This is a genomic window from Methyloceanibacter caenitepidi (assembly GCF_000828475.1).
GTDB classification, from domain to species: Bacteria; Pseudomonadota; Alphaproteobacteria; order Rhizobiales; family Methyloligellaceae; genus Methyloceanibacter; species Methyloceanibacter caenitepidi.
Genome location: NZ_AP014648.1, coordinates 1,738,986 through 1,753,462, shown reverse-complemented (window position 1 = coordinate 1,753,462; position 14,477 = coordinate 1,738,986). Strand labels below are relative to the sequence as shown.

General features: G+C 62.9%; 11 protein-coding genes. 6 read left to right on the top strand and 5 right to left on the bottom strand.

Annotation, left to right across the window (positions count from 1 at the left end):
• Window positions 1–299: 299 nt before the first annotated feature.
• Window positions 300–1,451, top strand: coding sequence for a TIGR03032 family protein (locus GL4_RS08135; protein ID WP_082025569.1), 1,152 nt, complete (start codon window positions 300–302; stop codon window positions 1,449–1,451).
• Between the two features lie 96 nt (window positions 1,452–1,547).
• On the opposite strand, the gene GL4_RS16705 is transcribed toward GL4_RS08135, so the two are convergent.
• The 3 genes from GL4_RS16705 to cckA all read right to left on the bottom strand — a co-directional run bounded on the left by GL4_RS16705 (window position 1,548) and on the right by cckA (window position 6,804).
• Complete coding sequence (locus tag GL4_RS16705) at window positions 1,548–2,798, bottom strand: sensor histidine kinase (protein ID WP_052464253.1); 1,251 nt, start codon at window positions 2,796–2,798, stop codon at window positions 1,548–1,550.
• Window positions 2,799–2,885: 87 nt separating this feature from the next.
• The gene (locus GL4_RS16700; RefSeq protein WP_156137464.1) at window positions 2,886–4,142 is read right to left on the bottom strand and encodes a sulfotransferase family protein; all 1,257 of its coding nucleotides are present in this window, start codon (window positions 4,140–4,142) and stop codon (window positions 2,886–2,888) included.
• A gap of 103 nt (window positions 4,143–4,245) precedes the next feature.
• Window positions 4,246–6,804: a cell cycle histidine kinase CckA gene (gene cckA, locus GL4_RS08120; RefSeq protein ID WP_045366523.1), complete on the bottom strand. Its 2,559-nt coding sequence runs from the start codon at window positions 6,802–6,804 to the stop codon at window positions 4,246–4,248.
• A 165-nt stretch (window positions 6,805–6,969) separates the two neighbouring features.
• Here cckA and GL4_RS18145 point away from each other — a divergent pair, with 165 nt between their 5' ends.
• The 3 genes from GL4_RS18145 (at window position 6,970) to GL4_RS08105 (ending at window position 9,891) form a co-directional block, all read left to right on the top strand.
• Window positions 6,970–7,329 carry a flagellar biosynthetic protein FliO gene (locus GL4_RS18145; RefSeq protein ID WP_052464249.1) on the top strand — a complete coding sequence of 120 codons (360 nt, stop codon included), beginning with the start codon at window positions 6,970–6,972 and terminating at the stop codon, window positions 7,327–7,329.
• Window positions 7,330–7,672: 343 nt separating this feature from the next.
• Window positions 7,673–8,455 (top strand): M15 family metallopeptidase, encoded by a 783-nt coding sequence (locus tag GL4_RS08110; protein ID WP_045366521.1) that lies wholly within the window; start codon window positions 7,673–7,675, stop codon window positions 8,453–8,455.
• Window positions 8,452–9,891: an MFS transporter gene (locus tag GL4_RS08105; RefSeq protein ID WP_045366519.1), complete on the top strand. Its 1,440-nt coding sequence runs from the start codon at window positions 8,452–8,454 to the stop codon at window positions 9,889–9,891. Before GL4_RS08110 ends, GL4_RS08105 begins: the two co-directional genes overlap by 4 nt.
• A 4-nt stretch (window positions 9,892–9,895) precedes the next feature.
• Here the strand turns inward: GL4_RS08105 and dksA are convergent, their stop codons facing one another.
• Window positions 9,896–10,327: an RNA polymerase-binding protein DksA gene (gene dksA, locus GL4_RS08100; RefSeq protein WP_045366517.1), complete on the bottom strand. Its 432-nt coding sequence runs from the start codon at window positions 10,325–10,327 to the stop codon at window positions 9,896–9,898.
• 332 nt (window positions 10,328–10,659) lie between these two features.
• Here dksA and GL4_RS08095 point away from each other — a divergent pair, with 332 nt between their 5' ends.
• Together GL4_RS08095 and GL4_RS08090 are read left to right on the top strand one after the other, a co-directional pair.
• Window positions 10,660–12,117: a YcjX family GTP-binding protein gene (locus GL4_RS08095; protein ID WP_045366515.1), complete on the top strand. Its 1,458-nt coding sequence runs from the start codon at window positions 10,660–10,662 to the stop codon at window positions 12,115–12,117.
• Window positions 12,114–13,127 carry a YcjF family protein gene (locus GL4_RS08090; RefSeq protein WP_045366513.1) on the top strand — a complete coding sequence of 338 codons (1,014 nt, stop codon included), beginning with the start codon at window positions 12,114–12,116 and terminating at the stop codon, window positions 13,125–13,127. The genes GL4_RS08095 and GL4_RS08090 overlap by 4 nt, the downstream gene beginning before the upstream one ends.
• 15 nt (window positions 13,128–13,142) lie before the next feature.
• Here the strand turns inward: GL4_RS08090 and GL4_RS08085 are convergent, their stop codons facing one another.
• Complete coding sequence (locus tag GL4_RS08085; protein ID WP_045366511.1) at window positions 13,143–14,171, bottom strand: hypothetical protein; 1,029 nt, start codon at window positions 14,169–14,171, stop codon at window positions 13,143–13,145.
• Window positions 14,172–14,477 lie beyond the last annotated feature (306 nt).

The following is a 14,477-nucleotide window of genomic DNA, read 5'->3' as shown; positions in this document are numbered from 1 at the left end:
AAGTCCGATCTCGAACGATACGGCCGGGGCCCGAGAAAACGAGCGCAAGTTGCATACAAGTTGAATCAATTGCGCCGAAGCGTGCCAACGTGAGACAGAATGGCTCCGCGACTTGCTTTTCAGACCCCAAGTCCTAACGATCGGTTACCGTACGTTTCCGCAGGGTCGCACGCGAACCGAAGGCAATCGCACGTTGTCATCCGGAGCCGCCGCCTCTACTACGTTCGCGCGGGTGGGCTACAGCTTGATGTGTGCAAATGCGTTTGGGTTCGTCCGCCGAAGTTCGAGGAAGGATCAGAATGACCGAACGCGAGGATCAGCCGAACGCTCAGGCCGCTGAGGGCACTACACAGAATAGCGCGACGGAAGAACAGAAGGCGCCGGAACAGCCGCAGGTCAAATATTCGATGTCGCCGGGTTTTTCGTCCTTCCTCGGCAGCAACGGGATCGGCCTCGGCATCTCGTCCTATCAGTCGGGCAAGTTTTACCTGCTCGGTCAGAACACCGACGGCGGACTCCTCGTCGACGAACGCTTCTTCCGCAAGGCCATGGGCATCGCCGTCCCCGACAAGGACACGATTTTGCTCGCGACGCTGTTTCAGATCATCCGCTTCAGGAACGTCTTGGGCCCTGAGCAGCAGATCAACAATCTCTACGACGCCTGCTACGTCCCGCGTGAACTTTTCGTCACGGGCGAGATCGACGCTCACGATGTCGGCTTGCTCAAGGATGGGCGGATCGTCTTCGTCAACACGCTCTTCAATTGTCTGGCGACGCCGTCGTCGCGCCACAGTTTCACGCCGCTTTGGAAGCCTCCGTTTATTTCAAAGATCGTCAAGGAAGACCGCTGCCATTTGAACGGCCTTGCCATGGAGGACGGTGTCCCGCGCTATGTGACCGCGGTCAGCAAGTCCGACACGATCGATGGCTGGCGCGACCGCCGCTATGACGGCGGTATCATCATCGACGTGGCCACGGGCGAGATCGTCATCGGCGGGCTGTCGATGCCGCACTCCCCGCGTATGTACAACGGTCGGCTCTATGTCCTGAACTCGGGCACAGGCGAGCTGTGCTGGGTCGAGACGGCGGATAAGGCCGCCGACGCCACACTTCATGTGATCGCATTTTGTCCCGGCTTCGTGCGGGGTCTCGGCTTCCACGGCAAATACGCCTTCGTGGGCCTCTCCAAGCCGCGCTACGAGCGCTTCGAGGGCCTTGCCCTCGACAAGAAGCTCGCGGAAACGGACTCCGAACCGTGGTGCGGCGTGCAGGTCATCGACTTGGAGACGGGGGCCGTCGCGCACTGGTTCCGGATCGATGGCGCCATCGGCGAACTCTACGATGTCGCCGTCGTGGGAGGCGTGTTTCGGCCCATGTCGCTGGGCTTCGCCTCGAACGAGATCTTGGGCCTCGTCACCCATGACGAGCTGGACGATGCGTCCTCGCTCTAGCCGAACGGCCTCGCAACGCGATCCGGAAAGAAGCAGCCGGCCTCGCTGCCAGCACCAATGACCGCGGTGAACCGCCTGCTTTGTTGAAAAAGGTTCCTAGGTGGAGTCGATCGCAGGCAGGCGAATGGTCATCGTGGTGCCCTTGTCGCGGCCTTTGCTCTCTGCAAACACCTCGCCGCCATGGGCCTCCGCAACGGTTCGTACGATCGCCAACCCGAGCCCCGTGGACGTTTCGCCGCCCGTCGGCCGCGCCGACAGGGTATGAAACGGTTTGAAGGCATTGCCGAGATCTTCCGCGGTCATGCCCAGTCCCAAGTCGGCCACGACAATTTCAGCCTGGCGCTCACCCTCCCGGCGCGTAACAACGGTAACCTCACTTCCGACGGGCGAGTACTTGATGGCGTTGCTGATCAAATTGCCGATCGCCTCCACGAGCCGGTCCTCATCCCCTTTGACCCTGATCTGATCGTCGAGATGGGATATCAGATCGATCGACTTGGCGGATGCGTATGGCTGATGAATTTGGATTGCAGACTCGACCGCCCGGGTCAGGGCGATATTGGTGGTCGTAAGAGATATCTCGGTACTCTCCTTCCGAGCCGCTTCCAGTAAGTTTTCGATCATGCGGTTCATTCGTTCGCTGGACGCATGAACAGATTCAAGCGACTTCACCAGCGACCGCGTGGTCTTGTCGTCATACGCGCTCCGGTCAGCGTCAATCAGCGCCTGCATTAGATCCGCACGAGCGACTATTGCAGAGAGCGGACTACGCAAATCATGCGCCACCATGCCCAAGACCTTGGACATGAAATTGTTGCGCTGATTGGACACTGCATACTGCTTTTCCAGACGGGCGATGAGCTCGTTGCGTTCTTCGTCTTGGGCTATTCGATTGAGCTCAGACTCCGCGCGGCGGCCGAAGATCCGCACGATGCCTTCGACGCGCTCCGTCTCCGTCAGGGCTTCCTCGGACAGCACCGCGAAGTGCCCCACCACTTCTCTCGAGCGATCACGCAAAGGAACGCCGCAATAGCTCCTCAAGCGCTCAGATTCTTTTGGAAAACGGATGGAAAGCTGATCGGGCACAACGAGAGTCTGCCCGTCATAGACCAATTTGCATGGCGTGCCTTCCAGATCGTACTCGATCGGGACACCCTTCTCCCCGTCACGCCAGCTGAAAATCGCGCGCGCGCGCGACGGCGGCCTGCCAAGGCCCAGCGTAATCAGGGCGAGGCTGACCGGCATGACCTCGTGAAGGTGGTGGACGAGGGCGACAAGAAACTCGTTGCCTATGACTCCAGCAGTACTGACAGCCAGGCTATAGACAGCGTCGCGGTCGATTTCCATTGCTCAAGCCCAGCTTCCATAGGGGCGCCGATATTGCCGCGAAGTGGCAGCGACGCGCAAGCGGCGGGGCTAACTGTCCGCGCTGCGCTAGGACGCCGCTTCTTCACGCACGTTGGCGTCCGTCTCCGGCTCGGCGAGCGCCGCGTCCACGACCTCGCGATAGCCATGGGCGTCGATGAAAGGCTTCAGCCGGTCGGCGATCCGCTTCGTGAGGTCCTTCGGCATCTTGTAGCTGGACACCTTGTGGTCCGAACGGTCGGCGAGAAACGCGCGCATGGGCCCCTCCGCCTGATCGAAACTCTCTATGCGGAGCTTCTCGTAGATGTCCCGCATCGAATCGATTGGGTTCTTCACGAGATCCTCATAGCGGATTTCGTAGAGGTTCTCCTTCGGGATCAAATGCTTGTCGCGCTCGTAGACCGTGGTGACGCGCTCCATGAGATCCAAGACGTAGTCGTCGAGCCACGCGTCGCACTGAGGCGGGTTGTGGAGGCCTTGCGCCGAATAGAGCGCGCGCCACAGCTTGACCGTGGACGGGAACACTTTCAGCGGACTGCGCGAGATATGTACCCAGCGCGCGTCGGGGAACAACTTGGTCAGCAGCTTGATGCGCGCGGTGTTGGGCGGCGTCTTCATCACCAGCGTCTTGCCGTGCTTCACCATCAGACGCCGGTAGAACCACATATACGCGTCCGCCCAGCGCTGGACTTCCGCCTCGGGCACGCCCTCGAAGTCGATGAAGTCGGTGTCCTGGGGCCCGAGCCGCGGCCATGCCATCGTGATCAGCGGCGAGCCCTGCCCCAGCATCAGCATCGCGAATTCTTCCTCCTGGGGACGGTCGAAGCCCACCGGCACATCGTCCTGCGGCCGGCGCTTGGGCAGAAGCCCTTTGGCCAGATGGTCGAGCGTGCCTTCCGTGAGGAGGAAGTGATGCGGAACGAAACACTCATAGGTCGTCGGAAACGCGAGGTTCGGGTCTTCCGAAAAGAGATCGTGCATCAGCGTGGTACCGCTGCGCCAATGGCCGACGACGAAGATTGGCGGCGTGTCCAGCTTCAGGCTCTCCGCCTTCTTCTTGTAGAGCGCCTCGGAGATCCATGTGAGCGGCGTGTTCCACGGCACGAATAGGAAGAGCGCCAGCGTGTCCGGAATGCAGTTCAGCGTGAAGGAGAAGCGCCCGCGCCAGAATAGCCGCATCAGCGTCATGAAGCGCATGCCGAACCACATATAAAGCAGCCGTCCGCCATAGCGCTCGACGGTCAGCCCCATCTTTTTCTTCTTGTGCCGTTTGCGGCGCTTGTTGGCGTCGTCGTCGTCGGACGGCATGACCTCGTAGTCTGGCACGCTTCTCGTCTCCTAATGGGATGGTTAGGGGCGTCCTAGACGCGATTTCCGCCCAAGGGAAGCCCCCTTGGGGCCGCAGAGCCCAGAGGACAGCGACGTTGGGCTAGTCTTCGAGCGCGGATTTCACGGTGGCCGCCAGCGTTTTGAGATCGAAGGGCTTCTGCAGGAACCCGAACTCTTCATTCTCGTCCAGATTCCGCTTGAAGGCGTCTTCCGCGTAGCCGGACATGAAGATGATCCTGATATCCGGGTCCTTCTGGCGGAGTTCCTTCAGGAGTGTCGGGCCGTCCATTTCGGGCATCACCACGTCACTCACTACGAGGTCCACCTTGCCTTCATGCTCTTCGAAGACTTCCAGCGCCTCGGCGCCCGTCGAAGCCTCCAACACTTCGTAACCGCGCGTTCCGAGAGCACGGGCCGCGAAGCTACGCACCGCGTCCTCGTCCTCGACGAGCAGCAGCGTGCCGCGGCCCGTCAGATCCTTCGGCTTCTCGGGCTTGCGCTCCAACTTGGCTGGCTCTTGGTCGACTTCGGCGGCGCCTTCCACGTAGCGCGGAAGGAACACGCGCATGGCCGTGCCCTTCCCCACCTCACTGTCGACATACACATAGCCGCCGGTCTGCTTGATGATGCCGTAAACCGTCGACAGTCCGAGCCCCGTTCCGCGGCCGATCTCTTTGGTCGAGAAAAACGGCTCGAAGATCTTCTGTTTGACCTCTTCGGTCATGCCGGAGCCGGTGTCGCGGACCTCGATCATGACGTACTCGCCCGGCGGCATGTGGCTGCCACCGGACTCGCGCGACCGGGCTTCGTCCACATTCTCGGTCCGGATCGCCAGCTTGCCGCCGTCGGGCATGGCGTCGCGCGCGTTCACCGCGAGATTGATGATGACTTGTTCGAACTGATGCAGGTCCGCCTTGACGGGCCAGAGGTCGCCGGCCGTATCCAGGCTCAGTTCGACATTCTCGCCTAGGAGGCGATCGAGCAAGATCGATAGGTCCGACAGCACGTCGCCCAAGTGCAGTACTTGGGGGCGCAGCGTCTGCTGCCGCGAGAAGGCAAGCAATTGACGAACGAGACCGGCGGCACGGTTCGCGTTCTGCTTGATGTTCATGATGTCCTGGAAGGCCGGGTCGGTCGGCCTATGGTTCAGGAGCAGGAAGTCGGAAAAGCCGATGATCGCCGTCAGCATGTTGTTGAAGTCGTGGGCGATACCGCCGGCGAGCTGCCCCACCGCCTGCATCTTCTGGCTCTGTGCGAATTGCGCTTCGAGCGCGCGCTGCTCGGTCGTATCCAGCGCGTAGGCGATCACCGCTTCGCTCTTGTCGTCCTTGTCGGAGATGGCGCTGAGATAGATGCGTCCGCTCCGCGGCTCGGGGCCGGCAAACGTGACATCGATCGCGTCGATCAAGCCCTGGCCTGCAATGGCGGCCTCGAGCGCCTTGTGCAGTGCCTGCCGGTTGGCGTCGTCGACAAGATCCTCCAGCTTCGTCTTGCCCGGATTGGCGTCCGCGTCGATGCCGAAAAGCCGAGAGAAAGCGGCATTGGTCCCGCTGACGGCCCCGTCCGCATCCACCGTCGCAATGGCGAACGGCGAGGATTGGAACATCCGGGTGAAACGCAGCTCGGCGGTGCCGGCTTCGTGGGCTTCGCCCGGCCCCCGGCTAAGAATGAGAACATGAGCGAGTTGATTGCCACGCGGCAGACGGTGCAGCACCCGGACGGGCATCGTGGTGCCGTCGGTCCGCAGGAGATCCATGTCGAAGCGCCGGACGCCGTTCTGTGCCGCGCCTTGCGTGTCGCCGCGCCCCGCGCCGGCCAGGAGCGCGGCGTTGTCTTGAGACATGATGTCCGAGAGCTTCGGCGGCATGGCGGCTATGTCGGTCAGATCGAGCTTAAGCCACTGCGCGAGCGTTGCGTTGAGATACTCGATGCGGCTATCCGCATCCACCGTGAAGAAACCCGCCGGGGCGTTGTCGAGATAGTCGATGGCCGCTTGGACCTTCGCAAAGCTCGACTCTTCGCGCACCCGGTCCTGCGTTACCTCGTCGACCTGCCAGACCGTGAGCGGCCCTTTCCGGCCCGAGCCGGCCTCCGGCGGCATGGGCTGCACTGAAATCCGGAACCAGCGGGGTTCGACGGCGGATTCGTCCTCGAGCTCGCCGGGCGGCGGCAAGCGGAACTCCTCTTTCCGCGCCCGTCCCTGCTGCGCGGCGCGGGCCAGCCGGAAGATCGGCTCGGCCAGGTACGGGTTGCCGCCAAATGCGCGGTCCGGTGCGGGCACAGGCGCCTCGGCGTCGAGGCCGAGAAGCTCCCGGTAGGCCTGGTTCGCGTAAAACACACGGCCCGAGGCATCGCCAATGAGCGCGCCGTGAGGCAGGTTGTCGACAAAGGCCTTGGTCAGATCGTTCCGCTCGTGACGCTGGCCGAAATACAGGATGCCGACGGCACCGGCGAACAGGCAGAACACGCCTACGACAGCCAGCGCCGCAAGGATTGCGAGCACGAAAGGTTCCGCGACCTCGCGGCTCAGCATGGCCAGGCCGACTGCGGCGACGGCAAGAGCCAGCGCCAACAACACGACGAGCGTAATGCTCCCGTCACGGCCGGTCCGGTCCATCATAGGTTCAGCGTAGCGCATGGGCGCATCGATATCCGACATGGCATGAGAAAGTATCCGATTCGACGTGGCTTGACCGGAGATTGTCACGAACGCCCAGTGCCAATCCGCGCTTCAGGAACGAACTTGGTTTCAACATGCGGCAATCGAGCTAAGGTGCGGTAAAGTTTGGCTTTCGTATGGAGCCAACCGCAGGGAGCGACGGCCATGAATTTTGACCTCAACACCGCCATTCTGGGCATCGCGGCGCTCCTGTTCGTCGTCGCCCTGCTGGTGCTGACGGTTTGGGCGTTCAAAGCCATTTTCGGCCAGGGCGAAACCGGAACGGCAAAGAAGGGGCGCGAACGGCGGCTGTCCGTTGTTGAGACGGCCCAGGTCGATGCGAACCGCAAGCTGTGCCTCGTGCGGCGGGACGACGTGGAGCACCTCCTGATCATTGGCGGACCGGTAGATCTCGTCGTCGAAACGGGAATCAGAGGCCGTCCTGCGCCGCTCCAGCCGCCTCTCGGCGACGTGGTGATCGCAAAAACCGCCCCGAGACCCGCTCCCAAAATGAGCCAACCCTAGGGTTCGAAAGGACATTCCGTATTGACTGTTGCTTATTTGCAACGGCGGGTTTTCCTTGAGGTCGCCCCGCGGTTGCGTTAGCGTTAACGCACGGTCTTACGGTGGCCCACCCGGGCAAGCGAATAGAGCAAACGCCGGTAACTTTGTTCGCCAACCGTGAGAACGCCGGCAGTTCCCTGCTAATGGTCCGACACCGACTGGCCATGCCAGTCTTGTCAGTCCCCCAAACACTCTCCACTCCCCGCCTCAAGCGGGGAGTTTTTTTGTGCGTGTTGACGCGACCATACCCGGCTGGAATTCTCGGTGCATGACCATTCGCGACAGGTTGGCTTGGGCCGCCCTTATGGCGACCATTGTCCTGATGGGAATCGCTATGGGTATCGCCGGCACACCGAACAACGACACGCCGACAAGCACGATGCCCGACAGTTTCGTGTATCTGCGTGACGTGGATCCCACCATCCAGCAGGACATGCGCTATGCGGGCAGCGACAACTTCACCGGTCGCCCCGTTCCCGGCTACGTCGCACCGGAGTGCATTTTGGTGCGCGAAGCGGCCGAAGCGCTAAAGGCCGCTCAGGCCGATCTGAAGCCGCTCGGATACTCGCTCAAGGTCTATGATTGCTATCGTCCGGCGCAAGCTGTGGCGGCGTTTGTGGCGTGGTCGTCGGAACCGGACGATCCGGATGCGAAGCGGACGCACTATCCGAACCTGTCGAAAAGCGACCTGTTCCCGAATTATATCGCCACGCGATCTGGCCATTCGCGCGGCGCAACGCTCGACGTCACCATCGTGCCGATCGGCACCAAACCCTCACCGGGGGAAGCCGATCCTGACAAGCCAGAGCCCTGCACCGAAGGCGATCCCGCCGACAATGGGCTCGACATGGGCACGGGCTTCGACTGTTTCGACACCAAGGCCAATACGGTCACGACGGGCCTCACGGCGGGCGAGGAGAAAAACCGGCATCTTCTCCTCGACGTTATGAGCCGTCACGGCTTCCAAAACTACCCGAAGGAGATCTGGCACTTCACGTTCCAGCCGGAGCCCTTTCCCGACACCTATTTCGACTTCCCGATCTTGCCGCGTCCCGGCAGCGAGCCGGACATGCCGGACAGGACGTGAGCCGCGCGCCTCAGACCGGGATCGTCGAGACCTCCATACCGGGACGGCTCGACCGCCTGCGTTGGGGCCACTTTCATACGCTGATCGTGGTGGCTCTCGGCATCACCTGGGTCCTCGACGGCCTCGAGGTGACGGTCGCCGGCGCGGTCGCCGGCGCACTCAAGGAGAGCCCGGTTCTTCAGCTCAGCAATGCGGAGGTGGGCCTCGCTTCGAGCTTCTATTTGGCGGGGGCCGTACTCGGCGCGGTCCTGTTCGGCTGGCTCACCGACCGGCTGGGGCGTAAGCGACTATTCGTCATCACACTTGGCGTCTATCTCGTCGCCACCGCCGCCACGGCGTTCTCCTCGAGCTTCGCCAGCTTCGCGTTGTTTCGTTTTCTCACGGGCGCAGGAATCGGCGGCGAATACACGGCCATTGCGTCGGCCATCCAGGAGTTCATCCCGGCGCGCTATCGCGGCCACACGGACCTCGCCATCAACGGCAGCTTCTGGATCGGAGCGGGCGCCGGCGCGGCCGGGTCGATCGTTCTGCTCGATCCCACGCTTCTGCCGCCGGACATCGGCTGGCGCGCCGCCTTCTTCATTGGGTCGGTCTTGGGTCTCGGAATACTGATGATACGCCGATGGATCCCGGAGTCGCCGCGCTGGCTGATGACGCACGGCCGCGCGGACGAAGCGCACGACATCCTCGATCAGATCGAAGATCATCACCGCAATCGCGGCCATCATGTCCCTGATCGCGAAGAGCCCGCGATCCGGATCCAGACCCGTAGCCACACACCCTTGCGCGAAGTCTGGCATGCGCTGTTCGATCTCCACCGGCAGCGCACACTCGTCGGCCTCGCGCTAATGGCCTCGCAAGCGTTCTTCTACAACGCGATCTTCTTCACCTATGCGCTGGTCTTGACCGACTTCTATGGAATCGAGGCCAGTCAAGTGGGCTGGTACCTGCTTCCTTTCGCGGCGGGAAACTTCCTCGGACCCTTGCTGCTCGGACGGCTCTTCGACACGATCGGCCGCCGCCCCATGATCGCCCTCACCTATGCGGTTTCGGGACTGCTGCTCGCGCTGACGGGCGCGCTCTTCGCGGCTGGCGTGCTCTCGGCCGCGTGGCAGACGTTTGCCTGGACAGTGATCTTCTTCTTCGGATCAGCCGCCGCCAGTTCCGCCTATCTTACTGTCAGCGAGACATTCCCGTTGGAAGTGCGCGCGCTGGCGATCGCGTTCTTCTATGCGGTGGGTACGGGCGTCGGCGGCATTGGCGCACCGTTCCTCTTCGGCGCGCTGATCGACACCGGATCGCGCTTCAGCCTCTTCGGCGGCTACCTGCTGGGGGCCGGGCTGATGCTCGCAGCCGCGGTCATTGCCGCACGGTATGGCGTCGACGCCGAACGGAAGCCGCTCGAAAGCGTGGCAGCGCCGCTGTCTGCGGTGTGAGATTTTACTCGTCGCGGTAGACGCGCTCGCGGCGTTCGTGCCGCTCCTGCGCTTCGACGCTCAGTGTCGCGATCGGACGCGCATCGAGGCGCTTCAGGCTGATCGGCTCGCCGGTCTCTTCGCAGTAGCCGTAGGTGCCGTCGTCGATGCGCGCGAGCGCCTCGTCGATCTTCGCGATCAGCTTGCGCTGGCGGTCGCGCGCGCGCAATTCAAGCGCACGCTCGGACTCGGACGTCGCCCGGTCGGCAATGTCGGCGTGCTGTTCGGAGTCGTTCTGCAGGTGCTCCAGCGTTTCTTTGGTGGAGCGCAAAATCTCGTCGCGCCAGTCTAGGAGCTTCCGCCGGAAATAGGCCCGTTGCAGATCGTTCATGAACGGTTCGTCTTCCGACGGCGCGTAGTCCTCGGGGAGAGTTTTGCTCTTTTTCGCAGTCGCCATCAGAGACATTCCAAACGCGTTCCGTTCTTGTTGGCTCGGTGCCTGCACCGACGTTCACTCGCCGTATCGGCACCCCCCATCGGACTGCCCCGTATTTACGGAACCGCGTTGGCAAGTCAAGACGCACTCGCTGTTGACAGACACAGAAATTGGTGAGCCATGCGCTCTTGCCTGGTCGTCACGCACGCGAAGCACCATGTACACTTCATCCGCTCATTTGTTGTGCAGCGCGAACGTGCGCGATACCAAATAATCTCGGGCCCGCCCGATCCTACGGTCGGGGCCGAAAATGCGCTGAGGTTGGTCAGCGTGGAAAAGGACGAAGCCTAAGCGTGCCACTCTCGACCTATACCGACGCCGCCGGCGATGCCGTTCGCAATATCGGCGACTACGCATCGAATCTGGTGACGCCAACCATCCGTCTCGGCGTGACGGGCCTGGCGCGATCCGGCAAGACGGTCTTCATCACCGCGCTGGTGCACAACCTCATGTCGGGGGGGCGCCTGCCTTTTTTCGACCCGGCAGCGGAAGGCCGCCTGTTGCGTGCCTATCTCGAACCGCAGCCGGACGAGATTGTTCCGCGCTTCGAATACGAGAAGCACTTGGCCGACCTGACGGCGGAACCACCGGAATGGCCCGAGAGCACGCGCCGCATCAGTCAGCTCAGGCTCACGCTCGAATACGAGTCCACCAAGTTTTGGAAGCGCCAGCTCGGCCGCGAGCGGCTGCATATCGACATTGTCGACTATCCGGGCGAATGGCTGCTGGACCTGCCGCTTCTCGAACTCAGTTACGAAGACTGGTCGCGGGATGCGGTTAAGCGCACCTACGATGCCGCCCGCAACCCGGCGGCAAAGGCTTGGCAAGAGGCCCTCGCGCAGACCGATCCGGCTGGTCCCGCCGACGAGGCACGTGCCGCATCCTTGTCCGATTTGTTCAAGGCGTGTCTGCATGGAGCCCGCGCCGATCAGTATGCCTTGTCGACCATGCCGCCCGGGCGCTTCCTGATGCCGGGCGATCTCGAAGGCTCGCCGGCGCTGACCTTCGCGCCGCTCGATGCAAAGACCGAAACCGGGTTTGGACGCGATACGCTTTGGTCGCTCATGGAGCGGCGCTACGAGGCCTACAAGCGCCATGTCATCCGGCCGTTCTTCCGCGATCACTTCGCGCGGCTTGACCGGCAAATCGTCCTCATCGACGTACTCTCCGCGCTCAATGGCGGGCCCTCCGCGATGAGCGATTTGGAGCGGGCCATGCGTGAGATCTTGGAATGCTACCGCACGGGGTCGAACAGCCTGTGGTCAACCCTGTTCTACCCGCGCATCGACCGCATCGTTCTCGCCGCCACAAAGGCCGACCGCCTTCACCATGAGAGTCACGACCGGCTCGAGGCGATCCTGTCGCTCCTCGCCAAGAACGCGATCGCGAAGGCGCAGCATCACGGTTCGGACGTCAGGGTGCTGGCGATGGCGGCGATCCGCGCGACACGCGAGGCCGAGGCCAAGAAAGGCGGCGAAACGCTCCCCTGCATCGTCGGCTATCCGCTGCCCGGCGAAAAAATCGGCAGCCGCACATTCGACGGAACGGAGGCCTTCGCGATCTTTCCGGGCGATCTCCCGGCCGATCCCCAGGAAGCCATGTCGGGTTGGAAGACCGGCGATGCCGAGGTGCGCTTCGTGCGCTTCCGGCCGCCGGATCCCAAGCCTCTGCCGGCGGGCGGCTTCGCCCCCTTCCCGAATATCCGGCTGGACCGCGCCATGCAGGTGCTTCTCGGAGACCGCCTGACATGACCAAATCAGCATCCGGCAAGACGCCATCGAACGCGACCAACCCGGCGCGGCGTAAACCCGCCTCGTTCCGGATTGAGGACGTGGAGATCGTCATCCCGCCCGAACCGGAACCGTTGCCCGGCACACCACAGACGGAGGCCGAGGTCGCGGGCCTGCCGAAGCTCGAGCGGGGGCTGCGTTGGGGCAGCATCTTCATCGGCGCGCTCGGCAGCCTGATCGGCCTGCTCGCTTCCCTATGGCTGTACGACTATGTCCTCGCCCTGATCGCTCGCGACGACTGGATCGGCTGGGTCGCTGTGGTGCTGCTCGCTCTCGTGTTGCTCGCGCTGCTCATGATCATCCTGCGTGAACTTGCCGGCCTCATGCGCCTCGGCCGGCTCGACAAGATTCGTCACGAGGCAGACAGCGCGGCCCGTCAAAACGACAAGCCGCTCGCCATCGACGTGACCCGGCGCCTGAAACGCTTCTATCGCGGCCGCGACGACCTTGCCTGGGGCCTGCAGCGTCTGGCCGAGCACGAGAACGACATCATGAACGCCGAGGAACTCTTGCGCCTCAGCGAGCGCACGCTGGTCGCGCCGCTCGACCCGGTTGCGCGCAGCATTGTGGCCTCGTCCGCGAAGCGTGTTTCAGTCGTGACTGCGGTCAGCCCCAATGCGCTCGTCGACATGATGTTCGTCGCCGCCCAAAACCTGCGCATGCTGCGGAAGCTCGCGACACTCTACGGCGCGCGGCCCGGTTTCTTCTCGCTGATGAAGCTCGCCCGCATGGTGGTCACCCATATCGTCCTGACCGGCGGCATCGCGCTGGGCGACGACGTTATTCAGCAGCTCGTCGGGCACGGTCTCACAGCACGGCTATCGCGGAAGCTGGGCGAAGGTGTCTTCAATGGTGCGCTGACGACGCGGATCGGGATCGCCACGATCGATGTCTGCCGTCCCCTGCCCTATATCGAACAGCAGCGACCGCGGTTTCGCGAACTCGTGGCAGAAGTGGCCGGGCTCAACTAAGCGCGGGTGTGTATCTCAAGCCTTGTTGAACAGCTCGCACCCGTCGATTTGGGTCGTCTCGACGCGGCCGTCATCGAAGCGCAGCGTCACCGTGATCTCGTCAGCGCAAGCAAGGCCCGCCGCGTTGATCTTGAAGCCGCTGCCGGGGTCGCTGGAAGCCTGGGACTGTGGCTGAACGGCCGGCGAGCTGAAGTCGTAGGATACGCCCGCCACATGCGCCCGCATCGCCTCCGGCGGCTCTACCCAGACGACGAAGTGGTAGAGCGGCTTCGTGCGTTCCGCCCCCATGATTTTGGTCGCCTTCCCCTTCGTCCATTTGCCGATGTCGGCACTCGACACCTTGCTTAGGCTCGGCGCCGGGCTTCCTGATGGGGCGGTCCCTGGTTTGTGCTGTTGGCCCGGACCCATCGGCGTGAACACAACGGGCTCGACCTCCTTCCAAGGCAGATTCTCTTGCGCCTCGGAGAATGCGGCGAAGGATGCCTTGCGTGTGGAACCGGCTCCGTTACGTTTGTTCTGTTTCGCCAGCAACTCCGGAGGAATCTCGGCGAGACCCGCGAGGTTCGGCTCTTGCGTCTGCTCCGGCTGTTCGGCCTGCGGTGCCGTGCTTGCCTGCTGCTGTGCGGGGGCGTCCGCCGGCGGCGGGTTCGGAATGCTGCCCGTTGCAGCGACGGTCTGCGGCGGCGCCGCGATTTGGATCTCGTCCGAGGCCGCACCGGCAACACCGCTGTCACTGCTACCAAGAACCAACTCGACCGAGGCCAGCATCCGCCCGTGGTCCCTGCCGGGCAGTGCGAGAGCCGCCAGCGTCAGCACGACGGCCGTGCTAGCAGCGATCAGCCGGACCGCCGGGCGCGGCAACTGCATGGCGCGGCCGCGCAACCACCGGGCACGGACGGCAAGCTTTGGAAAGGCCTCGGCGGAATGGCGGGATGCTGAAAGTCCAACACGCGATACGAAGGCGAGCACAGACGATAGCGCAGCGAGAATCGCCGCGCGCGATGCCGCCGTAAACGCCAACGTCTTGCCGACCAGCCTCTTCATCCGCTCGCAATCCCCCCTGCGCGGACACTATCATAACGGGTAAAGAGGGTCAGAAAAACGGCAGCGGCAACACCTCGTCCGTGATTTTCCGGGCACAAAAGGGGGCTGCGGCAACCTGCCCGCCTGTGCATACTTAACCTATTGCTATTATTGGATTTAATCGGCTCCCGGTGGATAGCGGGGATAAGCCTCACGGACCTGCTGCAACCAAAAACCAATTGTATAGTCTTGATGTTGCGAGTTGGCCGGTTGTGGAAGGGGCCGACGGAGAAATCTGGAGGCGCCGGGAAACGGCGGCAGACTCGT

Coding starts and splice junctions, on each gene's coding strand:
- GL4_RS08135 (WP_082025569.1), top strand. CDS start 300: ATGACCGAACGCGAGGATCAGCCGAACGCTCAGGCCGCTGAGGGCACT.
- GL4_RS16705 (WP_052464253.1), bottom strand. CDS start 2,798: ATGGAAATCGACCGCGACGCTGTCTATAGCCTGGCTGTCAGTACTGCT.
- cckA (WP_045366523.1), bottom strand. CDS start 6,804: ATGTCGGATATCGATGCGCCCATGCGCTACGCTGAACCTATGATGGAC.
- GL4_RS18145 (WP_052464249.1), top strand. CDS start 6,970: ATGAATTTTGACCTCAACACCGCCATTCTGGGCATCGCGGCGCTCCTG.
- GL4_RS08110 (WP_045366521.1), top strand. CDS start 7,673: ATGGCGACCATTGTCCTGATGGGAATCGCTATGGGTATCGCCGGCACA.
- dksA (WP_045366517.1), bottom strand. CDS start 10,327: ATGGCGACTGCGAAAAAGAGCAAAACTCTCCCCGAGGACTACGCGCCG.
- GL4_RS08090 (WP_045366513.1), top strand. CDS start 12,114: ATGACCAAATCAGCATCCGGCAAGACGCCATCGAACGCGACCAACCCG.
- GL4_RS08085 (WP_045366511.1), bottom strand. CDS start 14,171: ATGAAGAGGCTGGTCGGCAAGACGTTGGCGTTTACGGCGGCATCGCGC.